This is a genomic window from Enterobacter cloacae complex sp. ESBL7, assembly GCF_041679625.1.
In the GTDB taxonomy this organism is placed as follows: Bacteria; Pseudomonadota; Gammaproteobacteria; order Enterobacterales; family Enterobacteriaceae; genus Enterobacter; species Enterobacter asburiae_B.
In genome coordinates this window covers 96,889-119,857 of record NZ_JBGORN010000003.1, presented here as the reverse complement: position 1 = coordinate 119,857, position 22,969 = coordinate 96,889, and the positions used below count along the sequence as shown (strand labels likewise).

21 protein-coding genes are annotated in these 22,969 nt (G+C 56.1%); 9 read left to right on the top strand and 12 right to left on the bottom strand.

Features of this window, described 5'->3' with window-relative positions; genetic code table 11:
• The first annotated feature begins 4 nt into the window (after nt 1-4).
• Nucleotides 5-1,429 (top strand): dihydrolipoyl dehydrogenase, encoded by a 1,425-nt coding sequence (gene lpdA, locus ACERY3_RS13955; RefSeq protein WP_003856313.1) that lies wholly within the window; start codon nt 5-7, stop codon nt 1,427-1,429.
• A 53-nt stretch (nt 1,430-1,482) separates the two neighbouring features.
• Here lpdA and ACERY3_RS13950 read toward each other — a convergent pair whose 3' ends face one another.
• Nucleotides 1,483-2,274 carry a DUF2950 family protein gene (locus tag ACERY3_RS13950; RefSeq protein ID WP_373225966.1) on the bottom strand — a complete coding sequence of 264 codons (792 nt, stop codon included), beginning with the start codon at nt 2,272-2,274 and terminating at the stop codon, nt 1,483-1,485.
• 10 nt (nt 2,275-2,284) lie between these two features.
• Nucleotides 2,285-3,841 carry a DUF3300 domain-containing protein gene (locus ACERY3_RS13945; RefSeq protein WP_373225890.1) on the bottom strand — a complete coding sequence of 519 codons (1,557 nt, stop codon included), beginning with the start codon at nt 3,839-3,841 and terminating at the stop codon, nt 2,285-2,287.
• A 399-nt stretch (nt 3,842-4,240) separates the two neighbouring features.
• Between ACERY3_RS13945 and acnB the strand changes: the two genes are divergently transcribed.
• Together acnB and yacL are read left to right on the top strand one after the other, a co-directional pair.
• On the top strand, nt 4,241-6,838 hold the full coding sequence (gene acnB / locus ACERY3_RS13940; protein WP_033144650.1) for a bifunctional aconitate hydratase 2/2-methylisocitrate dehydratase: 2,598 nt from the start codon (nt 4,241-4,243) through the stop codon (nt 6,836-6,838).
• Nucleotides 6,839-7,028: 190 nt separating this feature from the next.
• On the top strand, nt 7,029-7,391 hold the full coding sequence (yacL, locus tag ACERY3_RS13935; protein WP_023310423.1) for a protein YacL: 363 nt from the start codon (nt 7,029-7,031) through the stop codon (nt 7,389-7,391).
• A 31-nt stretch (nt 7,392-7,422) separates the two neighbouring features.
• Here the strand turns inward: yacL and speD are convergent, their stop codons facing one another.
• The 3 genes from speD to ACERY3_RS13920 all read right to left on the bottom strand — a co-directional run bounded on the left by speD (nt 7,423) and on the right by ACERY3_RS13920 (nt 9,550).
• Nucleotides 7,423-8,217: an adenosylmethionine decarboxylase gene (speD, locus tag ACERY3_RS13930; protein WP_032649781.1), complete on the bottom strand. Its 795-nt coding sequence runs from the start codon at nt 8,215-8,217 to the stop codon at nt 7,423-7,425.
• Nucleotides 8,218-9,087, bottom strand: a complete 870-nt coding sequence (gene speE / locus ACERY3_RS13925; RefSeq protein ID WP_023310424.1) for a polyamine aminopropyltransferase — start codon at nt 9,085-9,087, stop codon at nt 8,218-8,220. It lies immediately after the preceding gene.
• A gap of 115 nt (nt 9,088-9,202) precedes the next feature.
• Nucleotides 9,203-9,550 (bottom strand): YacC family pilotin-like protein, encoded by a 348-nt coding sequence (locus tag ACERY3_RS13920; protein WP_014882582.1) that lies wholly within the window; start codon nt 9,548-9,550, stop codon nt 9,203-9,205.
• Nucleotides 9,551-9,695: 145 nt separating this feature from the next.
• On the opposite strand from ACERY3_RS13920, the gene cueO reads away from it, so the two are divergent.
• Nucleotides 9,696-11,264: a multicopper oxidase CueO gene (gene cueO, locus ACERY3_RS13915; protein WP_373225889.1), complete on the top strand. Its 1,569-nt coding sequence runs from the start codon at nt 9,696-9,698 to the stop codon at nt 11,262-11,264.
• 106 nt (nt 11,265-11,370) lie between these two features.
• Here the strand turns inward: cueO and ACERY3_RS13910 are convergent, their stop codons facing one another.
• Nucleotides 11,371-13,761, bottom strand: a complete 2,391-nt coding sequence (locus ACERY3_RS13910) for a glucose/quinate/shikimate family membrane-bound PQQ-dependent dehydrogenase (RefSeq protein ID WP_373225888.1) — start codon at nt 13,759-13,761, stop codon at nt 11,371-11,373.
• A 208-nt stretch (nt 13,762-13,969) separates the two neighbouring features.
• Here ACERY3_RS13910 and hpt point away from each other — a divergent pair, with 208 nt between their 5' ends.
• On the top strand, nt 13,970-14,506 hold the full coding sequence (gene hpt / locus ACERY3_RS13905; protein WP_008501948.1) for a hypoxanthine phosphoribosyltransferase: 537 nt from the start codon (nt 13,970-13,972) through the stop codon (nt 14,504-14,506).
• Nucleotides 14,507-14,567: 61 nt separating this feature from the next.
• Here hpt and can read toward each other — a convergent pair whose 3' ends face one another.
• Entirely contained in the window at nt 14,568-15,230 is a 663-nt protein-coding gene (can, locus tag ACERY3_RS13900; protein ID WP_008501947.1) for a carbonate dehydratase, read from the bottom strand.
• A gap of 107 nt (nt 15,231-15,337) precedes the next feature.
• Between can and ACERY3_RS13895 the strand changes: the two genes are divergently transcribed.
• The 4 genes from ACERY3_RS13895 to ACERY3_RS13880 all read left to right on the top strand — a co-directional run bounded on the left by ACERY3_RS13895 (nt 15,338) and on the right by ACERY3_RS13880 (nt 18,886).
• On the top strand, nt 15,338-16,264 hold the full coding sequence (locus ACERY3_RS13895; protein ID WP_033144653.1) for an ABC transporter ATP-binding protein: 927 nt from the start codon (nt 15,338-15,340) through the stop codon (nt 16,262-16,264).
• Nucleotides 16,261-17,031 carry an ABC transporter permease gene (locus ACERY3_RS13890; RefSeq protein ID WP_023310428.1) on the top strand — a complete coding sequence of 257 codons (771 nt, stop codon included), beginning with the start codon at nt 16,261-16,263 and terminating at the stop codon, nt 17,029-17,031. Before ACERY3_RS13895 ends, ACERY3_RS13890 begins: the two co-directional genes overlap by 4 nt.
• 104 nt (nt 17,032-17,135) lie before the next feature.
• The gene (locus tag ACERY3_RS13885) at nt 17,136-17,576 is read left to right on the top strand and encodes a PTS sugar transporter subunit IIA (RefSeq protein ID WP_023310429.1); all 441 of its coding nucleotides are present in this window, start codon (nt 17,136-17,138) and stop codon (nt 17,574-17,576) included.
• A gap of 62 nt (nt 17,577-17,638) precedes the next feature.
• Nucleotides 17,639-18,886, top strand: a complete 1,248-nt coding sequence (locus tag ACERY3_RS13880; RefSeq protein WP_045355167.1) for a polysaccharide deacetylase family protein — start codon at nt 17,639-17,641, stop codon at nt 18,884-18,886.
• Between the two features lie 3 nt (nt 18,887-18,889).
• Here the strand turns inward: ACERY3_RS13880 and panD are convergent, their stop codons facing one another.
• The 5 genes from panD to pcnB form a co-directional block, all read right to left on the bottom strand.
• The gene (panD, locus tag ACERY3_RS13875; RefSeq protein ID WP_006810068.1) at nt 18,890-19,270 is read right to left on the bottom strand and encodes an aspartate 1-decarboxylase; all 381 of its coding nucleotides are present in this window, start codon (nt 19,268-19,270) and stop codon (nt 18,890-18,892) included.
• Nucleotides 19,271-19,303: 33 nt separating this feature from the next.
• Nucleotides 19,304-20,155 (bottom strand): pantoate--beta-alanine ligase, encoded by an 852-nt coding sequence (panC, locus tag ACERY3_RS13870; protein WP_023310431.1) that lies wholly within the window; start codon nt 20,153-20,155, stop codon nt 19,304-19,306.
• Between the two features lie 11 nt (nt 20,156-20,166).
• On the bottom strand, nt 20,167-20,958 hold the full coding sequence (gene panB / locus ACERY3_RS13865; protein WP_014882600.1) for a 3-methyl-2-oxobutanoate hydroxymethyltransferase: 792 nt from the start codon (nt 20,956-20,958) through the stop codon (nt 20,167-20,169).
• A gap of 123 nt (nt 20,959-21,081) precedes the next feature.
• Nucleotides 21,082-21,561: a 2-amino-4-hydroxy-6-hydroxymethyldihydropteridine diphosphokinase gene (gene folK, locus ACERY3_RS13860; protein ID WP_373225887.1), complete on the bottom strand. Its 480-nt coding sequence runs from the start codon at nt 21,559-21,561 to the stop codon at nt 21,082-21,084.
• The gene (pcnB, locus tag ACERY3_RS13855) at nt 21,558-22,955 is read right to left on the bottom strand and encodes a polynucleotide adenylyltransferase PcnB (protein WP_072162357.1); all 1,398 of its coding nucleotides are present in this window, start codon (nt 22,953-22,955) and stop codon (nt 21,558-21,560) included. Before pcnB ends, folK begins: the two co-directional genes overlap by 4 nt.
• Between the last annotated feature and the right edge of the window lie 14 nt (nt 22,956-22,969).

Below are 22,969 nucleotides of genomic sequence, written 5' to 3'. Positions count from 1 at the left end.
CATGATGAGCACAGAAATCAAAACTCAGGTCGTAGTACTTGGGGCAGGCCCGGCAGGTTACTCCGCAGCATTCCGTGCAGCGGATTTAGGTCTGGAAACCGTCATCGTAGAACGTTACAGCACCCTCGGCGGTGTTTGTCTGAACGTCGGCTGTATCCCTTCTAAAGCGCTGCTGCACGTAGCGAAAGTTATCGAAGAAGCCAAAGCGCTGGCTGAACACGGTATCGTCTTCGGCGAGCCGAAAACCGATATCGACAAAATTCGTACCTGGAAAGAGAAAGTTATCACTCAGCTGACCGGCGGTCTGGCGGGTATGGCCAAAGGCCGTAAAGTGAAAGTGGTAAACGGTCTGGGTAAATTCACCGGTGCGAACACCCTGGAAGTGGAAGGCGAAAACGGCAAAACCGTGATCAACTTCGACAACGCGATCATCGCGGCAGGCTCTCGCCCAATCGAACTGCCATTCATTCCGCATGAAGATCCACGCGTGTGGGATTCCACCGATGCGCTGGAGCTGAAAACCGTTCCTAAGCGTCTGCTGGTTATGGGCGGCGGTATCATCGGTCTGGAAATGGGTACCGTGTACCATGCGCTGGGTTCAGAGATCGACGTGGTTGAAATGTTCGACCAGGTTATCCCGGCTGCCGACAAAGATATCGTTAAAGTCTTCACCAAACGCATCAGCAAGAAATTCAACCTGATGCTGGAAACCAAAGTGACTGCCGTTGAAGCGAAAGAAGACGGTATTTACGTTTCCATGGAAGGCAAAAAAGCCCCATCCGAACCACAGCGTTACGACGCCGTGCTGGTGGCTATCGGCCGTGTGCCGAACGGTAAAAACCTCGACGCGGGCAAAGCTGGCGTGGAAGTGGACGACCGTGGCTTTATCCGCGTTGACAAGCAGCTGCGCACTAACGTGCCGCACATCTTTGCTATCGGCGATATCGTCGGTCAGCCAATGCTGGCGCACAAAGGTGTTCACGAAGGTCACGTTGCCGCTGAAGTTATCGCCGGCATGAAGCACTACTTCGATCCGAAAGTTATTCCATCTATCGCGTACACCGAGCCAGAAGTGGCATGGGTGGGTCTGACTGAGAAAGAAGCGAAAGAGAAAGGCATCAGCTACGAAACCGCCACCTTCCCGTGGGCTGCTTCTGGCCGTGCTATCGCTTCCGACTGCGCTGACGGTATGACCAAACTGATCTTCGACAAAGAGACTCACCGCGTCATCGGTGGTGCGATTGTCGGTACCAACGGCGGCGAGCTGCTGGGTGAAATCGGTCTGGCTATCGAAATGGGCTGTGACGCTGAAGACATCGCGCTGACCATCCACGCTCACCCGACTCTGCACGAGTCCGTGGGCCTGGCGGCAGAAGTGTTTGAAGGCAGCATCACTGACCTGCCAAACGCGAAAGCGAAGAAGAAATAAGTTTCTTCAGATGAAAAAAAGCGGCCAATGGCCGCTTTTTTTATGCGCTGCGTTCAGGGGGCCACAGGCTGCCAGGTTTTATCAGGGCCATAGGCGGCTAGCGCCCGGGCTTTCTGCTCTGAATCGCTGCCGAGATCGGACTGATACACCTTGTCGTCCTGGTTTATCACAAAGCTCATTACGCCCGTCTGACCATAGCTGACCGGCCAGGCCACCATCGCGAAACCGTGATTGTCCGGCAGGATGCGGAAGCGATAGCCGTGATATCCGGTACCCGGCTCTTTCGGGCTAAATGCCGGGCCGAGCGGGCTGGGCGCTTCGCCGGGCGAGGCTGGCCAGTACAAACCGTCTTTTTTCCCTTTCGAGCTGACAATCTTCTGTGCGTATTTCTGGTTCATCGCAAAATAGCTTTGCTGCGCATCAACATAGGCATGCAAGGCTTCAATGGCGGCGAGCTCGTTACGCCCGATTTCGCGGGTCAGGATCTCTTCAGCCCCTCCTTTGATGTCGAACTGCCAGCCTGCAGAGGTTTTGATCACCGGGATGGGAAGCTGCCAGCCGCTGTCTCCGACAACCAGATGCGCCGTATCTCCCTCGACAACCGTGGTATGACGGACGTTCCAGTCGCGCAGGAAGCGATCGACAGCATCCGGATCAACGCCTTCGGGGGGCAGAAAATCGCGCCAGTTCTCTCCGAGCAGGTTGGTCATCGCGCTCTCATTTTGCTCACTGATGGCTTTGGTCAGCGCATCGGTTGCCCGATCGGGCGTGCTAAAGGACTGCTGCGCCATCACCGGGGCCGAAAGCATAAATAACACCATTCCGCTGAGTAGTTTACGTTTCATGTCGGTTCCCTTAGCGATGTCGAATTTCACGGCGTTCAGCACGTCCACCAGACGCCTGACGTGGCTGCTGCTGGCGCGCAGCGAGCTGTCTGCTTTGCGCACCGCGCTGCTGCTGCGCCTGCCAGTTCGCCGAGCGGCTGTCGTTACCGCTCAGCGCATTGGCCCGCGGCTGGCTGCTTCGCTGCTGGAGAGAGCGTTGCTGCGCGGGCTGCGAAGCCCGCTTCTCTTGTCTCTGCGCGGTGGTCTGGCGGTTTTCTCGCTGCTGCGCGGTGCTCCGCTTCGCCGTCTGCGGTTTGGTGTCGTAGCCGCGGTAGTTATTGCGCTGCGAAATCTGCTTCAGCTGTTCGCCTGAGGCCTGACGCTGCACGTCTTTCGTTCCGGTGCGCGCCGTTTGGGGGAAGGTTTTACCCGTGGATTTCTCCATCTGGCTTAGCGCGGCCTGACGCTGGCTATCGCGGTTAACCGGTTTTTGCTGCGTTGAGCTGAGCCCTGTCGCCGCGTTGGTGGAGTGGAAGCGAGTGTTGAGCTGGTTAGTCGGATAGGGCACGCCTTCCCGATAGGCCGGGTTGTGCTGCCAGGTGCGGTTGGCGTCCGTCAGGCGCTGTCCGCTGATTTTATTGAAGTTCTCAACGTTGATATTGATATTGTTATCACCGTTGCGGTTATAGCCGCCGTGATTATCCCAGTCGCTATGGTGATGATCCCAGTCATCGTCATCATCCCAGTCGATGTTGCTGAAGATGGCATAGGTTGTGGCAACGCCCAGGCTGAAGCCTAAACCGTTTACGAAGCTGTTGCCAAACTGCTCCCCGGGAGTAGGCGGAAGATAGGTGGGCGGATAGGCGGTATTTGACCAGGTACCGTAAACCGTATTGGGGTTATAGGTGGGGACGTAAACAACCTGCGGGTCGGCAGATTCAATTTTGATTACCGTTGGGGCGGGCGCGGACGTCGTGGTTGTCGTTGCCTCGGTGGCGCTGGTTTTCGCTGGCGCCGGTTTTGTCACGGTGGTGACCGTCTGCTGGGGCGTGGATTGTAAAGCGCCGGTCTTCTGTGCCAGCGCGCGCAGGCGCTGAACGGAATCCATCACGTCTTTCGGCTGCGCGAGAAACGCATCACCCAGATTTTGTACCCACGGCGGGTTTTCGCCCATCAGGGACATAAGCTGAGGAAACGCGACCAGCGATTTTACGCTGGGATCCCAGGGCTGGCTGGCAACGGCCTGAATCGCGGCGTCCCCTTCCATTTTAGGGTTGTCTTTGGACCACTGCGCCGCCTGGATCACGTTGGCCGGATAGGTCGACGCCATTAAAATTTGCGACAGCAGGGCATCCGGGTAGAGCGCGATGGGAGCAACCCATTGATCGATTTGCGCGGCAGTGTAGGCTGGCGCGACAACATGGGCGGGCTGGGCTGCGGCAGGCGCAGGTGCAGCCGGTTGTTGTGCGACGGGGGCCGGCGCGGCGGGCTCCGTGGCGCGGCCTTTGACAAACATGACGCCCGAGGCGGCAAACAGCCCGGCACTGCACACAAGGACGAGCAGATGTGGCTTAAAGGGCAACTTCATAAAATGACTCCAACGAGACAAGCGCTGTGCCGTGAGGCGTTACGGTTGGCGTGAGTATTATTCACCCGTCTTTTACTGTTTTGACTTTTATTGGGAAGCGTCCGGTACGTCCGGATAAAGAGTGTGAGTATTTATTACACAATTATATCTGATGAAGAAAAAACTGAAGCGTCACGGTGCAGAAGATACCGCAAAAAGATGCCCTGAATCCCCGCTACACCATGCTTAACGATTCAGCAAATTTTTTAATGTTGCTTTTTTGTAAACGGATTAACACTGTGCAGAATTCCTGCTATGCTGCCCGACGCGGTATCGGGCATTTACCCTACAAACTGCTGTCTCACAGGAGCGTGAAGAGAACGCCCGCCGCATATGACAATGAGAGCGAGGAGAACCGTCGTGCTAGAAGAATACCGTAAGCACGTAGCAGAACGTGCCGCCGAGGGAATTGTACCCAAACCTTTAGATGCAACCCAAATGGCCGCGCTCGTCGAGCTGCTGAAGAACCCGCCTAAGGGCGAAGAAGAATTCCTGTTAGATCTGCTGATCAACCGCGTACCGCCTGGCGTAGATGAAGCTGCCTACGTAAAAGCCGGATTCCTTGCTGCTATCGCCAAAGGCGAAGCCACCTCCCCACTGGTTACTCCTGAAAAAGCCATTGAACTGCTCGGCACCATGCAGGGTGGTTACAACATTCATCCGCTGATTGACGCGCTGGATAACGACAAGCTGGCACCGATTGCCGCTAAAGCGCTCTCGTCCACGCTGCTGATGTTCGATAACTTCTACGATGTGGAAGAAAAAGCCAAAGCGGGCAACGTCTATGCGAAGCAGGTGATGCAGTCCTGGGCTGATGCCGAATGGTTCCTGAACCGCCCAGCGCTGGCTGAAAAAATCACCGTTACCGTCTTTAAAGTGACCGGTGAAACCAACACTGATGACCTCTCTCCGGCACCGGACGCGTGGTCTCGCCCGGATATCCCTCTGCACGCTCTGGCGATGCTGAAAAACGCCCGTGAAGGTATTGAGCCGGATCAGCCGGGCAGCGTCGGGCCGATCAAACAGATCGAAGCCCTGCAGAAAAAAGGGTTCCCGCTGGCTTATGTGGGTGACGTTGTGGGTACCGGTTCTTCCCGCAAGTCCGCAACCAACTCCGTGCTGTGGTTCATGGGCGACGACATTCCGCACGTGCCGAACAAGCGCGGCGGCGGCCTGTGCCTCGGCGGCAAAATTGCGCCAATCTTCTTCAACACCATGGAAGATGCGGGCGCCCTGCCGATCGAAGTGGACGTTTCTAACCTGAACATGGGCGACGTGATTGACGTTTACCCGTACAAAGGCGAAGTGCGCAACCACGAGACCAACGAGCTGCTGGCAAGCTTCGAGCTGAAAACCGACGTGCTGATCGACGAAGTGCGCGCCGGTGGCCGTATCCCGCTGATCATTGGTCGTGGTCTGACTACCAAAGCGCGTGAAGCGCTGGGTCTGCCGCACTCTGACGTTTTCCGTCAGGCGAAAGACGTTGCTGAAAGCAACCGCGGTTATTCTCTGGCACAGAAAATGGTGGGGCGCGCGTGCGGCGTAGCCGGTATTCGTCCTGGCGCTTACTGCGAGCCTAAGATGACCTCCGTGGGCTCTCAGGACACCACTGGCCCAATGACCCGTGACGAACTGAAAGACCTGGCGTGCCTGGGCTTCTCTTCTGATCTGGTGATGCAGTCCTTCTGCCACACGGCGGCCTATCCGAAGCCGGTTGACGTGACCACGCACCACACGCTGCCAGACTTCATCATGAACCGCGGCGGCGTTTCCCTGCGTCCGGGTGACGGCGTAATCCACTCCTGGCTGAACCGCATGCTGCTGCCGGATACCGTCGGTACCGGCGGTGACTCCCATACCCGTTTCCCAATCGGTATCTCCTTCCCGGCGGGCTCCGGTCTGGTGGCGTTTGCTGCTGCGACCGGCGTGATGCCGCTGGATATGCCGGAATCGGTGCTGGTGCGCTTCAAAGGTAAAATGCAGCCGGGCATCACCCTGCGCGACCTGGTTCACGCGATCCCGCTGTATGCGATTAAACAGGGCCTGCTGACCGTTGAGAAGAAAGGGAAGAAAAACATCTTCTCTGGCCGCATTCTGGAAATTGAAGGTCTGCCGGATCTGAAAGTGGAGCAGGCGTTCGAGCTGACCGATGCTTCCGCCGAGCGCTCTGCGGCGGGCTGTACCATCAAGCTGAACAAAGAGCCGATTATCGAGTATCTGACCTCCAACATCGTGCTGCTGAAGTGGATGATTGCAGAAGGCTACGGCGACCGTCGTACGCTGGAGCGTCGTATCCAGGGCATGGAAAAATGGCTGGCCGATCCGCAGCTGCTGGAAGCCGATGCTGACGCAGAGTACGCGGCGGTGATCGACATCGATCTGGCGGATATCAAAGAGCCAATCCTGTGTGCGCCGAACGATCCGGACGACGCGCGTCCGCTGTCTGAGGTTCAGGGCGAGAAGATCGACGAAGTGTTCATCGGATCCTGTATGACCAACATCGGTCACTTCCGTGCTGCCGGTAAGCTGCTGGATACCCACAAAGGCCAGCTGCCAACCCGTCTGTGGGTGGCGCCGCCAACCCGTATGGACGCGGCACAGCTGACCGAAGAGGGCTACTACAGCGTGTTTGGTAAGAGCGGTGCGCGTATCGAAATCCCTGGCTGTTCCCTGTGTATGGGCAACCAGGCGCGCGTAGCCGACGGTGCGACGGTGGTTTCCACCTCTACCCGTAACTTCCCGAACCGTTTAGGTACCGGTGCGAACGTCTTCCTGGCCTCTGCGGAGCTGGCGGCGGTTGCGGCGCTGATTGGCAAACTGCCAACGCCGGAAGAGTACCAGACCTTTGTGGCTCAGGTGGATAAGACCGCGGTGGATACCTATCGCTATCTGAACTTCGACCAGCTTTCTCAGTACACCGAGAAGGCCGACGGGGTTATCTTCCAGACGGCGGTATAAACAGCAAAACCGTCTCCATGAGACGGTTTTTAGTGTTTGCACCCTCTCCCGTGGGAGAGGGACGGGGTGAGGGCATCAGGCCGCAGGGTCTTGCTCTCACCTTTTTATTTTCATTCCTCCCACCTCTCACGCTTTTTTTCTTCCTCGCTGCTGCGATAATTACCTTAATGGCTTTGCAGAGGAAAACACTATGGATTACGAATTTCTGCGCGACATCACCGGGGTGGTGAAAGTGCGTATGTCGATGGGCCACGAAGCCGTTGGACACTGGTTTAACGAAGAGGTGAAAGAAAATCTCGCACTTCTTGATGAGGTTGAACAGGCGGCAAATACGGTGAAAGGCAGTGAACGATCCTGGCAGCGCGCCGGGCATGAATATACGCTGTGGATGGACGGTGAAGAGGTCATGGTGCGTGCCAACCAGCTCGAGTTTTCAGGTGACGAGATGGAAGAGGGGATGAGCTACTATGACGAAGAAAGCCTGTCGATGTGCGGCGTAGAGGATTTCCTTCAGGTGGTAAATGCCTACCGCGACTTTATGAAACAGAAATAACAGCCCGGAGCATCCCTGCTCCGGCTTGCTCTTACACGGCCGGAATATTGCGGCCGTAGTAAATCTCGCGCATCTCTTTCCAGAGCAGGTCAGTAATCGCCTTACGCTCTTCTTCGCTCAAATCTTCCGGCTTCGTGTGGAACATATAGTGCTTAAGGTCGAATTCCTTAAGTAACATCTTGGTATGGAAGATATTTTCCTGATACACGTTCACGTCCATCATGTCGTACAGCGATTTCATGTCCTCGGACATAAAGTTCTGGATGGAGTTGATCTCGTGGTCGATGAAATGCTTCATGCCGTTGATATCGCGGGTAAAACCACGCACGCGATAGTCAATGGTGACGATGTCCGATTCCAGCTGGTGGATTAAATAGTTCAGCGCGTTTAGCGGGGAAATCACGCCGCAGGTCGACACTTCAATATCGGCGCGGAACGTGCACAGCCCGCCTTCCGGGTGACTCTCCGGGTAGGTGTGCACGCAGATATGGCTTTTATCCAGGTGGGCCACGACCACTTCCGGCAGCGGGCCCGGATGTTCAGTTTTGTCGATAAGCTTCGGATCGACCGGCTCTTCGCTGACCAGAATAGTCACGCTGGCGCCCTGAGGTTCATAATCCTGTCGGGCGATGTTCAGGATGTTTGCGCCAATAATGGAACAGGTTTCTGACAGGATCTCGGTCAGACGGTTGGCGTTGTAGAGTTCGTCGATATAGGCGATGTAACCATCGCGTTCTTCCGCTGTTTTGGCATAGCAGATATCGTAAATACAAAAACTCAGGCTTTTCGTCAGGTTGTTAAAGCCATGCAGTTTAAGCTTTTTCAATTAGCTCACCCCCTTAGTGGATAATGCGTCTTGCAGGTACTGCGGCAGAGCAAACGCTGCGGTATGGATAGCCGGATTGTAGTATCGGCACTGAAGACCGGCCTGATGGAAGCGGGCCTGAATAATTTCGGTGGAGAGATGGCGTAATACGTCGTTATCGGTCGCCCAGGCAAAGGTCATGATCCCGCCGTAGTACGTCGGAATGGCCGCCTGATAGAAGCTGACGTCATCGAAATAGGTGCTGAGCTTACGATGGCTGTCGAGCGCTTCATCCTGCTGCAGGAAGCAGACGCCATTTTGTGCGACGAAGATCCCGCCCGGGTTCAGGCAGCGCTTGCAGCCTTCGTAGAAGGAGGAGGTAAACAGCGACGCGCCGGGGCCGATTGGGTCGGTGCAGTCGGAGATAATGACGTCAAAGGTCTGCGAGGTCTGGTTAACAAAGTTAACGCCGTCGTCAATCACCAGGCTAAAGCGCGGATCGTCATAGCTACCGGCATTGTGGTTGGGCAGATACTGGCGGCAGAAAGAGACGACGCCCGCATCGATTTCCACCATGGTGATGGTTTCAATGGAACGATGGCGGGACACTTCACGCAGCATTGCGCCGTCGCCGCCGCCGATAATCAGGACATGCTTCGCGTGTCCGTGCGCCAGCAGCGGAACGTGGGTCATCATTTCGTGATAGATAAACTCGTCGCGCTCGGTCGTTTGCACGACGCCGTCCAGCGCCATCACGCGGCCAAAGGCGGCGTTTTCGAAGATAATGAGATCCTGGTGATCGGTTTTCTCATGATAGAGCACGTTATCAACGGCAAAGTACTGACCAAACTGGTCATGCAGTGTTTCATGCCACAACGTGTGGTCGGCCATACGCGGACTCCTCCTTTGTTAACATCCGTTACGCTCACAAAAAATGAGCGAAACATGATAGCTAACTATAACCGTGGTTGCACGGCTATAGGTTCAACAGGGGGCGTCGGGAAGGTTATTTGACGTAGGCGAGCAGGCTGAGTGAGTCGCGAGCCAGCGCTTTGCATTTTTTGGCAGTGGGAATACCAATACCGCTCAAGTCACGGTAGCTGTCTTCGCCGAGCGCCTTCATGTCGAAGCTGTCGTAGTTGCTGAGATCCCACTGGTTTTGCTGGGCAAAAAAGACCAGCGCGCGGCGAATCTGCCCGTTGGGTAAATTCTGGTAGCCACAATCATTTTTCAGGAATACAAAAACCGCCGTTAAATCGGCCATATCTTCCGCTTCATTTTCACTTAGCGCATAGCTGTTCGCACACATTGCCATCAGGCTTCCGAACAAAATTGTCCTGAAAAACGTCTTCATTGCTTCTACCACTTCTTCACGGAAAATTAACGTTAGCATACTTGATGCCGGTGCGACGATCTTTATTATTGCCGCTTTACTTGACCTTCCGGTAAGGGGAGGGTTTATGCTCAAAAGATCGCCTGCTGGAAATAAGGAAATGAACATGCAACGTCGTGATTTTTTAAAATATTCCGCTGTGCTGGGGGCTGCCAGCGCATTACCACTCTGGAGCCGCGCGGTTTTAGCGGCCGACAGGCCTGCCTTACCCATTCCTGACTTACTGACCGCTGACGCCCGCAGCCGTATCCAGCTTGTGGTTCAGGCCGGTAAAACGACGTTCGGCGAGCACAACGCCACGACGTGGGGCTATAACGGCAATTTGCTCGGTCCGGCGCTTCAGCTACGTAAAGGGAAAGCGGTGACGGTGGATATCCACAACACGCTCGCCGAAGAGACGACGCTGCACTGGCACGGGCTGGAAGTGCCGGGCGAGGTGGACGGCGGGCCGCAGGGCATCATCAAAGCGGGTGGTACGCGCAGCGTGACCTTTACGCCCGATCAGCGCGCGGCGACCTGCTGGTTCCATCCGCATCAGCATGGCAAAACGGGCCATCAGGTGGCGATGGGGCTGGCGGGGCTGGTGCTGATTGAAGACGACGAAAGCCGCCTGCTGCGCCTGCCGAAACAGTGGGGCATCGACGACGTACCAGTGATTGTGCAGGACAAGAAATTCAACGCTGACGGGCAAATAAACTACCAGCTGGACGTGATGAGCGCGGCGGTAGGCTGGTTTGGCGACACGCTGCTGACCAACGGCGCCATTTACCCTCAGCACGCCGCGCCGAAAGGCTGGCTGCGCCTGCGCCTGCTCAACGGCTGTAACGCGCGCTCGCTGAATTTCGCCGCCAGCGATAAACGTCCGCTGTACGTGGTAGCCAGCGACGGTGGCCTGCTGCCGGAGCCGGTGAAGGTGAGCGAGCTGCCGATGCTCATGGGCGAACGCTTTGAGGTGCTGGTGGATATCAGCGACGGTAAGCCGTTTGACCTCGTGACGCTGCCGGTGAGCCAGATGGGGATGGCGGTCGCACCGTTTGATAAGCCGCATCCGGTGCTGCGTATTCAGCCGCTGCTGGTGGCCGCATCCGGCACGCTGCCTGATACGTTAACCACCCTGCCAGCCCTCCCGTCGCTGGAGGGGCTTACGCAGCGCAAGCTGCAGCTCTCCATGAACCCGATGCTCGATATGATGGGCATGCAGGCGCTGATGGCGAAATATGGCGATAAGGCGATGGCGGGGATGCAGCACGGCCAGATGATGGGCCACATGAATATGGACCACGGCAAAATGGGCGGCATGGGGAATATGAATCACGGCGACCATGGCTTTGATTTCCACAACGCCAACATGATCAACGGTAAAGCATTCGACATGAATACGCCGATGTTTGCTGCGACAAAAGGTCAGCTTGAGCGCTGGGTGATTTCAGGCGAAGGGGACATGATGCTGCATCCGTTCCATATCCACGGCACCCAGTTCCGTATTCTCACAGAGAACGGCAAAGCGCCGGATGCGCATCGCGCGGGCTGGAAAGATACGGTGAGAGTGGAGGGCGGCGTCAGCGAGGTGCTGGTGAAGTTTGACCACGAGGCGCCGAAGGAGTTTGCCTATATGGCGCACTGCCACCTGCTGGAGCATGAGGATACGGGGATGATGCTGGGGTTCACGGTATAAAAAAATCCGGGTGGTCGCAGGTGCGGCCTGATGCCCTCACACTGACCCTCTCCCACGGGGAGAGGGAACAAACACAAAAACGGCAACCGAAGTTGCCGTTTTGCTTTTATTTGCCTTCGTCAGGCAACGCATACGCGACGATATAGTCGCCCATCTTCGTGCCAAACGAACCGTGACCACCCGCTGAGATGACAACGTACTGCTTGCCATTCACTTCATAGGTCATCGGCGTGGCCTGTCCACCCGCCGGCAGACGGCCCTGCCACAGTTTTTCACCGTTGGTCATGTTGTACGCGCGCAGGTAGTTATCTGCGGTTGCCGCGATGAACAGCACGTTACCGGCGGTGGAGATTGGGCCACCCAGCATTGGCATACCCATATTGAACGGCACCGGAACCGGCATCGGGAACGGCATGCTGTCCTGTGGCGTACCAATACGTTTTTTCCATACGATCTGGTTGGTTTTCAGATCCAGACCGGAGATATAACCCCAGGCAGGCTGTTTACACGGCAGACCAAACGGCGACAGGAACGGGTTCAGCGTTACGCCAAACGGCACGCCGTACTGCGGCTGAATGCCGGCTTCGGTACCGCTGCCTTTCGCGTCTTTCGGCTGCTCCATTGGGTTGCCCGGACCGCGTGGGATCAGGCGGGAAACGAACGGCAGCGCCATCGGGTTGGCAATCGCCACCTGACGGTTAGGGTCAACGGAGATCCCGCCCCACTCGAACATCCCCAGGTTACCCGGGAAGACCAGCGTGCCCTGCTCAGACGGCGGCGTGAAAATGCCTTCATAGCGCAGCTGGTGGAACATCACGCGGCACACCAGCTGGTCAAACATGGTGGCGCCCCACATGTCCGCACCGCTGAGGTCTTTCTTCGGACGGAAGCTCAGGTCAGAGAACGGCTGGGTTTTGCTGACGTAATCGCCTTTCGCCGCGCCCTGCGGAACCGGTTTTTCCGGTGCTGGCACAACCAGCTTACCGTTGCTGCGATCCAGCACGAAGATGTTGCCCGTCTTGGCCGGCGCGTAAATCACCGGAACGGTTTTGCCATCAACGGTAATGTCCGCCAGCGTCGGCTGGGACGGCATATCCATATCCCACAGATCGTGGTGAACGGTCTGGTAGCTCCATGCCAGCTTACCGGTGGTCGCATTCAGCGCCACGATAGCGCTCGCATAACGCTCCTGCTCCGGCGTGCGGTTACCGCCCCAGATATCTGGCGTGGTCACACCCATTGGCAGATAGACCAGGTCCAGCTTCGCGTCATACGCCGCTGGCGCCCAGGAGTTTGGCGAGTTAAAGGTAAAGGTGTGCTCGTCCGACGGGATCGCGTTGGGATCTTTCGCGCCCGGGTCGAAGGCCCACAGCAGTTTACCGGTGTTCACGTCGAAACCACGGATAACGCCGGAGGTTTCACGCGTGGAGAAGTTATCCGTTACCGAACCGGCAATCACGATGGTTTTATCGGTGATGATTGGCGGCGAGGTTGGCTCATACAGACCCGGCGTGGTGTCCGGCATGTTGGTCTGCAGGTTCAGGATACCTTTGTTGGCAAAGGTTTCGCACAGCTTGCCCGTTTCGGCATTGATGGCGAACAGACGGCCATCGTTCACCGGCAGCATAATGCGGCGAGGGCAGTCAGAGATGACTTCCGGGCTGGCATTATCGGCGCGCGCTTCGTGGTAAGAAACGCCGCGGCAGGTGACGTGCTGGAAGGACGGGTTGGAGTTCAGCTGCGGATCGAAGTGCCATTTCTCTTTACCGGTGGCCGCGTCGAGCGCGAACAGACGCTGGTGCGCCGTACACAGGTAAAGCATGTTGCCGACCTTAATTGGCGTCACTTCGTTGGTCAGCTCGCCCGGATCGTTCGGCATCTTCAGATCGCCGGTACGGAATACCCAGGCTTCTTTCAGGTTCTTCACGTTGTCCGCGTTGATCTGCTTCAGCGGAGAATAGCGTTGACCTTCCTGGTTACGACCATACGCAGGCCAGTCGCCGTCCGCCACCTGCGAGATAGCCGCAGCAGGCGTGGATTCTGCGTTCAGCGTACCGTTGATCTCCTGCGGGTCGTTAAAACCGGCCCAGGTCAAGATGCCGCCGGTAATCAGCAGGGCAACAACCAGGCCCGCCACCGCACCGCTGGACGGCACAATCAGGCGACGCCACACGAACGGCAGGATCAGCCAGATGCCGAAGAAGACCAGGATGTCGCTGCGCGGCGTCAGTGCCCAGAAGTCGAACCCGACTTCCCAGACGCCCCAGATCATGGTGGCAAGAAGGAGGGCGGCATACAGCCACAGTGCAGATTGTTTTCTACGCAACAGCAGGACGGTTACGCCAACCATAACCAGACCCGCAATCGGGTAGTACCAGGAGCCGCCTAAAGCGACCAGCCAGACGCCACCGATTAACAGATACAGCGCGCAGAAGGCTGCGAATGCGGCTGTTAATGTCACCAGTAGACGCGGCTGTTTAGAGTTTGTTTCAGCCATAGAAAGTGTACTCGTCAGTTTTTGTTAATAATTTGCTAGCAACTAATTATAGGTATTAACAAGTGTGATCGGAATCACAATATTTGCTTTTTATAACTCATACGCCAGGGTTATCCATTTGCTGATATAATGGCTGGCTTGCGTATCAGTGCTGGATATTAACTCATCCGTATTGAGAGATTTTCACTAAAATCATTTGGTTAGTAATATGAAACATACTGTTGAAGTGATGATCCCGGAAGCCGAGATCAAAGCGCGTATCGCCGAACTGGGTCGTCAAATCACCGAACATTACAAGGACAGCGGCAGCGAAATGGTGCTGGTCGGTCTGTTGCGCGGCTCTTTCATGTTCATGGCAGACCTGTGCCGTGAAGTGCATGTGCCCCATGAGGTCGATTTTATGACCGCCTCCAGCTACGGCAGCGGCATGTCCACTACCCGTGATGTGAAAATCCTGAAAGATCTGGATGAAGATATTCGTGGCAAAGATGTGTTGATCGTTGAGGACATCATCGACTCCGGCAACACGCTGTCAAAAGTGCGCGAGATCCTGAGCCTGCGCGAGCCAAAATCTCTGGCGATTTGTACGCTGCTGGATAAACCTGACCGTCGTGAAGTGCAGGTGCCGGTAGAGTTCGTAGGCTTCTCGATTCCTGACGAATTCGTCGTCGGTTACGGCATTGACTACGCGCAGCGCTATCGTCATCTGCCGTATGTTGGGAAAGTGGTACTGCTGGACGAGTAATCGAGGGCTGATGTCCTCACCCCGGCCCTCTCCCACAGGGAGAGGGAGAACATCCCCGGCTTTATTTATGATTTACATGCTTAAGTTGAAGGTTGGCAATCCCTGAACGGTAACGCTGCTCCAGCGTTTCGCGGTTGGTGGCGGTCACTTCCAGATTGCGCAGCAGGCCATCGTGAATACCGTACGCCCAGCCGTGGATAGAGACCTTCTGCCCGCGTTTCCACGCTGATTGCATGATCGTTGAGTGGCCCAGGTTATACACCTGCTCCATCACGTTGAGTTCGCAAAGGGTATCCATACGACGCTCCTGCGGCATTTCGCCCAGCAGTGAGCTATGTTTGAACCAGATATCGCGGATGTGCAGTAGCCAGTTATCAATGAGCCCCAGTTCCGTGTTTTCAACCGCCGCCTGCACGCCGCCGCAGCCATAATGGCCGCAAATGATGATGTGCTCGACTTGCAGAACGTCCACGGCATACTGAACAACAGAAAGACAGTTGAGATCGGTGTGAATCACGAGATTGGCGACATTGCGGTGAACAAACAGTTCGCCGGGTTCAAGGCCGGTCAGGCGCTCCGCCGGTACGCGGCTGTCGGAACATCCAATCCAGAGAAAGCGTGGGTTCTGCGCCTGCGCGAGTTTTCCAAAAAATCCGGGGTCTTCCTCCACCAGCATTTTTGACCATAGTGCATTGTTGCTGATGAGTGTATCTATGTTGTTCATGGAGGTTAGCGACCTGTAACCGAGTTATTGCGTTGCGCTACTATAGGGTAACCCGACTTTTAATGAAACCACACAACGTGTGTAAGAACTGAAGGTAAGTTAATTTCATGGCAATTGCACTGGAGCTTGAGCAGCTTAAAAAAACCTATCCGGGTGGCGTTCAGGCGCTACGCGGAATAGATCTGAAAGTAGAGGCCGGCGATTTTTACGCGCTTCTGGGGCCGAACGGGGCCGGGAAATCGACCACCATTGGGATTATCAGCTCGCTGGTCAATAAAACGTCCGGCCGGGTGAGCGTCTTTGGGTACGACCTGCAAAAAGATGTGGTGAACGCCAAGCGCCAGCTGGGGCTGGTTCCGCAGGAGTTCAACTTCAACCCGTTCGAGACGGTGCAGCAGATTGTGGTTAACCAGGCGGGCTATTACGGCGTTGAGCGTAAAGAGGCCCTGGAGCGTAGCGAAAAATACCTTAAGCAGCTCGATCTGTGGGAAAAGCGTAACGAACGCGCGCGCATGTTGTCCGGCGGGATGAAGCGCCGCCTGATGATTGCCCGTGCGCTGATGCACGAGCCAAAGCTGCTGATCCTCGATGAACCGACAGCGGGTGTTGATATCGAACTTCGTCGCTCCATGTGGGGCTTCCTGAAAGATCTCAACGACAAAGGCACCACCATTATTCTGACCACCCACTACCTTGAAGAGGCTGAAATGCTGTGCCGCAATATCGGCATCATTCAGAACGGCGAGCTGGTGGAGAACACCTCGATGAAGAATCTGCTCTCCAAGCTGAAATCCGAAACCTTCATTCTCGATCTGGCGGCGAAAAGCGCGCTGCCAAAACTTGAAGGTTACAACTATCGTCTGGTAGATACCTCAACGCTGGAAGTGGAAGTGCTGCGCGAGCAGGGGATTAACAGCATGTTCTCACAGCTGAGCGCGCAGGGGATTCAGGTTTTAAGTATGCGTAACAAAGCGAACCGACTGGAAGAGCTGTTTGTCTCTCTGGTACATGACAAACAAGGAGACAAGGCATGACGCATCTTTACTGGGTCGCGCTGAAAAGTATCTGGGCGAAAGAGATCAACCGCTTTATGCGTATCTGGGTGCAAACCCTGGTGCCGCCGGTTATCACGATGACGCTCTATTTCATCATCTTCGGTAACCTGATTGGCTCCCGGATTGGTGAGATGCACGGCTTTACCTATATGCAGTTTATCGTGCCGGGCCTGATCATGATGGCGGTGATCACCAATGCCTACGCCAACGTGGCGTCGTCGTTCTTTAGCGCCAAGTTCCAGCGCAATATTGAAGAGCTGCTGGTCGCGCCGGTACCGACGCACGTTATTATCGCGGGCTATGTCGGCGGCGGCGTGGCGCGCGGGCTGTGCGTGGGGATCCTGGTCACGGCGATTTCGCTGTTCTTCGTGCCGTTCCAGGTCCACTCGTGGCTGTTTGTCGCGCTGACGCTGCTCCTGACGGCGATCCTCTTCTCGCTGGCCGGTCTGCTGAACGCCGTGTTCGCCAAAACGTTTGACGATATCAGCCTGATCCCGACCTTCGTGCTGACGCCGCTGACCTATCTCGGTGGGGTGTTCTACTCCCTGACGCTGCTGCCACCGTTCTGGCAGGCGCTGTCGCACCTGAACCCGATTGTCTACATGATCAGCGGGTTCCGCTTTGGCTTCCTCGGCATCACCGATGTGCCGCTGTTTACCACGGTGGCGGTACTGGTGGTGTTCATCATCGCCTTCTACCTGCTCTGCTGGTCGCTGATCCAGCGCGGACGCGGGCTGCGCAGCTAATCTTTTGCCCGGCGACGCTCTGTTTGCCGGGCACTTTCTTTGACAGTTATCACCGTAAGCTAACCTTCACTCCGCTAAACTACTTGCCTGCTAAGGAGGGAGTTATGCTGGGATGGGTTATCACCTGCCACGATGAACAGGCGCAGGAAATGCTGGATAAGCTTGAAGCCAGATTTGGCCCGCTGGTGCAATGCCGGGCGGTAAACTACTGGCGCGGGTTGAGCACCAACATGCTGAGCCGCATGATGTGCGATGCCCTGCATGAAACGGACACCGGGGATGGCGTGATTTTTCTTACCGATAAATCGGGCGCGGCGCCTTACCGCGCAGCCGCGTTGCTGAGCCATAAGCACGCGTGCTGTGAAGTGATCTCGGGTATTAACCTCTCCCTGCTGGCGTTAATGTATCCGCAGCGTGGATCCTTAAGCAGCGCAGAGTTTCGCCAGGCCATCGTGGCGCAGGGCGTTCCGGGCGTCAGCAGCTTGTGGCATCAGCAGCAAAAAAATCCTCCCTTCGTCCTGCTCCACGATTTGTATAAGAATTAAACGTGGGTATTGATGTCTCATTTGTTACAATAGCGGCAGTTTTCCGCACCGATTAAGACACCATGCTACCGCGCATTCTTTTCTTGCTATTGATGCTCATTTCCGGCGTCAGCTCAGCCAGTTTACTCAGTCAGCACACGCTGCCTGCCCAGTACATGCAAACCACCGAAGACGCGGCGATCTGGGCGCAGGTGGGGAACAGCGTGATTAACGTCGGTAACGTGCGCGCCGGGCAGATCCTGGCCGTCGTGCCCGCGGCGGCGGACTACTACGAATTTCGCTTCGGTTTTGGCACGGGGTTTATCGACAAGGGACACCTGGAGCCGGTTCAGGGGAAACAGCGCGTCGAGGACAGCCTCGGGGATCTCAATAAGCCCCTGAGCAATCAGAACCTCATTACCTGGAAAGACACGCCGGTGTATAACGCGCCGTCGAGCGGCAGCGCGCCGTTCGGCACATTAAGCGCCAATCTGCGCTATCCCATACTGAATAAACTGAAAGACCGTCTGAATCAGACCTGGTTCCAGATCCGCATCGGCAATCGTCTGGCGTGGATCAGCAGCCTGGACGCGCAGGAAGATAACGGCCTTCCGGTTCTGACCTACCATCATATTTTGCGTGATGAAGAAAACACGCGCTTTCGACATACGTCCACAACGACCAGCGTACGTGCGTTCAACAACCAGATGGCCTGGCTACGCGATCAGGGTTATACCACTCTGACGATGTACCAGCTTGAAGGGTACGTGCGTAACAAAATGAACCTGCCTGCAAAATCGGTGGTGATTACCTTTGACGACGGCCTGAAATCCGTCAGCCGATATGCCTATCCTGTGCTGAAAGAGTACGGCTTCAAGGCTACCGCGTTTATTATCTCTTCCCGTATAAAAGGCCATCCGCAGAAGTGGGATCCAAAATCGCTGCAGTTTATGAGCGTGCAGGAGATTAAGGGGATTCAGGATGTGTTCGATATTCAGTCCCACACCCACTTCCTGCACCGCGTGGATGGGTATAAGCACCCGATTTTACTGAGCCGCAGCTATCACGTGATTTTGTTTGATTTTGAACGCTCGCGTCGCGCGCTGGCGCAGTTTAATCCACGCGTGCTCTATCTTTCCTATCCGTTTGGCGGCTACGACAATAAAGCGATAAAGGCGGCGAATGACGCCGGTTTTCATCTGGCGGTGACGACGGTGAAAGGGAAGGTGAAGCCGGGGGATAATCCGTTCTTACTGAAACGCCTGTACATCTTAAGAACGGATTCGCTGGAGACAATGTCGCGGCTGATCAGCAATCAGCCGCAGGGATAGTGCTTAAGCAACCTGAACCGGAATCGCCTTCGCGGTACGTTTCATGTCGTTGTCGCCTTCAAAGTAGGCAACTTTCGGCTGCCAGCGGCGCGCTTCTTCATCAGACATCATCACGAAGCTGGCGATAATCACAATATCGCCCACGTCCGCGCAGTGCGCTGCCGCGCCGTTAACGGAGATGATTTTAGACCCGCGCTCGGCGGCGATGGCGTAGGTTGAGAAACGTTTGCCGTTGTTAACGTTCCAGATATCAATCGCTTCGTTTTCAAGGATGCCCGCAGCATCAAGGAAATCCTGGTCGATGGCGCAGGAGCCTTCATAGTGCAGGTCGGCCTGGGTGACTTTCACACGGTGAAGCTTACCTTGCAGCATTTTGCGAATCATTACGTTTACCTTTCATCTTCCGGGTAGAGAAACCTACGCCAGTTCAACCACTTTGTTGTCGATTAGGCGGGCCTGACCAAGCCATGCCGCCACCAGAATGACCGCACGTTTGCTGGTCTGTGTAAGCTCCAGAAGCGTGTCGGCATCGCGAATTTGAATATCATCAGCGCGGAAGCCTTTATCGTTCAGCGCCTGTTCAGCCAGAGCAATAATCTCTTCGGCCGTTAACTCTTTCGCCAGCAGCTGTTCTGCCATGGTGTTCATGACCTTGCTTAAGCCCGGCGCGATTTTACGCTGGTCCGCGGTCAGGTAGCCATTTCGCGAGCTGAGCGCCAGACCGTCTTTGGCGCGTACAATCGGTACGCCGACAATCTCGATATCGTAACCCATGTCCGCAACCATCTTGCGGATCAGCGCCAGCTGCTGGAAATCTTTCTCACCGAAGCAGGCAACGTCCGGCTGAACCAGGTTGAACAGCTTGCTGACGATGGTCGATACGCCGCGGAAATGACCCGGGCGGCTTGCGCCTTCCAGCATGGTGGAAATGCCCGGTACGTCAACGTAAGTGGCCTCATCGGTACCCTGAGGATAGACATCCGCCGGTGCCGGAGAGAAGACAATATCCGCATGGCGTTTTTTGAGCTTCTCGCAATCTTCCTGCAGGGTGCGCGGATAGCGTGCCAGATCGTCGGCGCGGTCAAACTGCATTGGGTTAACGAAGATACTGACCACCACGATATCTGCACGGGCTCTTGCTTCGTCAACCAGCTTCATATGGCCGTCATGCAGGTTGCCCATGGTCGGGACCAGTGCGATACGTTTACCTTCCTGACGCGCACGACGGATATGCTGGCGCAGCAGCGGCAGGGTTTCAATGATTAGCACAACGAGACTCCTTAATGGAAACTGTGTTCTTCACCCGGGTAAACACCGGATTCAACGTCGGCAATATACTGCCTGACCGCAGCGCGCATGTCGCCCGCTTCGGTGAGGAAATTTTTGGCAAACTTCGGAATATGCCCGCCGGTGATGCCAAAGGCGTCGTGCATCACCAGGATCTGACCGTCGGTCACGTTGCCTGCGCCAATACCAATCACCGGAATCGACAGGGCTTCAGTAATACGCTTCGCCAGCTCAACCGGCACGCACTCCAGCACCAGCAGCTGGGCGCCTGCGGCTTCCAGCGCCAGGGCATCATCAAACAGCGTCTGGGCGGCGTCACCGCGGCCCTGCACTTTATATCCACCAAAGATGTTGACGGACTGCGGCGTCAAGCCCAAATGGCCGCACACCGGCACGGCGCGCTCGGTGAGCATCTTCACCGTATCCACCAGCCAGGCGCCGCCTTCAATTTTGACCATGTTAGCGCCAGCACGCATGACCGCTGCCGCGTTTTCGAATGCCTGCTCCGGCGTGGCGTAGGCCATAAACGGCAGATCGGAAAGCAGCAGGCAGGCTGGAGCCCCGCGGCGCACCGCACGCGTATGGTAAGCGATATCCTCAACCGTGACCGGCAGGGTGGAATCATGTCCTTGTACCGTCATCCCTAACGAATCTCCGACCAGCATGACGTTGATACCCTCTTCGGCAAAGAGTTTGGCGAAGCTGTAGTCATACGCGGTGATGGTGGCGAAGCGTTTTTTTTCCTGTTTGCATTTCTGCAGTAAGGAGATGGTGGTTGGTTTCATACTGTTTCCTGATAGCCCAAAAGCGAATCTTTGCGCATTCTAACAGTAACATTCGGGGGAACAATGATTTTAGGTAACCGATTAGCCACAATTATTTTGAGGTTAATCGGCAGGGGAACCGGATCACCAGCGGGCGGGTCTTTCCGCGTTGAGGTTGTCCAGAATGGTCCTGAGTGGGATGCCATCCGGGAAGATGAGATCGGGGGCGACTTCAAACAGCGGCCAGAGCATAAACCCGCGGTTTTTCATGTCGTAATGCGGAACGGTGAGACGTTCAGTGTTAATGGTCTCGTGACCAAACAGCATAATGTCGAGGTCCAGCGTGCGCGGTCCCCAGCGCTCGGCTTTGCGTACGCGGCCCTGGTGCAGTTCGATGCGCTGGGTGTTATCCAGCAGCGTTTCGGCATCAAGGGCAGTTTCCAGCACCACGGCGGCATTGAGATAATCAGGCTGATCCTGCGGGCCCAGCGGCGGCGTGCGGTAGAAAGAGGAGACCGCCACGATCTTGCTTTGCGGGATCTCCCCCAGCGCCTGTACGGCAGCGTTCACCTGCTCCAGCGGAGAGGCTAAATTGCTGCCGATGGCGATATACGCGAGGGTCATGCTGTCCCTTCACGACGCGGCGCGCGTTTGCGCGGACGACGATGGCGGCGACGCGGTTCCGGCTCTTCATCCAGCCCGGTGAGCATATCTTTTTGCTCCGGCGGGGCGGAAACCTGGAATTCGGCCCACCACTGCGCCAGACGCTGCAGCTCCTGGTTGCGTTCAATTTCAGCACGCAGCGACAGCAGATCGAAGGCGGCGCGGAATTTTGGATGCTCCATCAGCTTCCAGGCGCGTTTGCCCTGACGACGGGACATGCGCAGCTGAAGCTGCCAGATATCGCGCACCAGCGTGGTAATGCGTTTTGGAATAGCGAGCGTACGGCACCCTTCGTCCAGCACGTCGTTTGCGGCCAGCGCGAAGGCGTCATAATAGGCAAGCCCGCTCTCCTGGGTAATTCGCTGGGCCGTTTCCAGCAGCGGATACCAGAACATCGCCGCAAACAGGAACGCCGGATTGACGCGCATGTCGTTGCGAATACGGGTATCGGTATTTTTCAGCACCTGCGCAATCATCCGCTCCATTGGGCTGTCACCGCTTTCGGTAAAGTAGCGGGTAATGGTCGGGAACAGGGGCTGGAACAGGTTGTATTCGCGCAGCAGATTGTAGGTTTCAAAGCCGTGGCCAGCCTGCAGCAGCTTCAGCGCCTCTTCAAACAGGCGGGCAGGCGGCACGTCGTTAATCAGCGTTGCCAGACGCGGAATAGGCTCAGCCGTTTCCGGGCTGATGCGCATATTGAGCTTGGCGGCGAAACGCACGGCACGCAGCATACGCACGGGATCTTCGCGATAGCGCGTTTCCGGCGTGCCGATCAGACGGATCAGACCTTCTTTCAGGTCCTGCATGCCGCCGACGTAATCGCGCACGGTGAAATCCGCCACGCTGTAATAAAGGCTGTTGATGGTAAAGTCGCGACGCTGGGCATCTTCTTCGATAGAGCCGAAGATATTGTCACGCAGCAGCATGCCGTTCTGGCCGCGCTGTGACGTAGTGCGATCGGATGCGCCGGCTTCGTGGTGGCCGCGGAAGGTCGCCACTTCGATAATTTCCGGCCCAAACATCACGTGAGCCAGACGGAAACGGCGGCCAACGAGACGGCAGTTGCGGAATAATTTGCGCACCTGCTCAGGCGTGGCGCTGGTCGTCACGTCGAAATCTTTTGGTTTTTTGCCCAGCAGTAAATCACGCACTCCACCGCCCACGAGGTAGGCCTCGTAGCCCGCTTTATTCAGACGATAGAGCACCTTGAGGGCATTTTCACTGATATCTTTGCGGGAAATAGTGTGCTGCTCACGCGGAATAACCGACATGTGTGGCTGTGCAATAGCATCGTTCGCCATGCTCTCTTCGCGGCTTAGCACTTTACGGCAAAAATTAGCGACTCGGGTAAAAATGGTACACCTCGTAG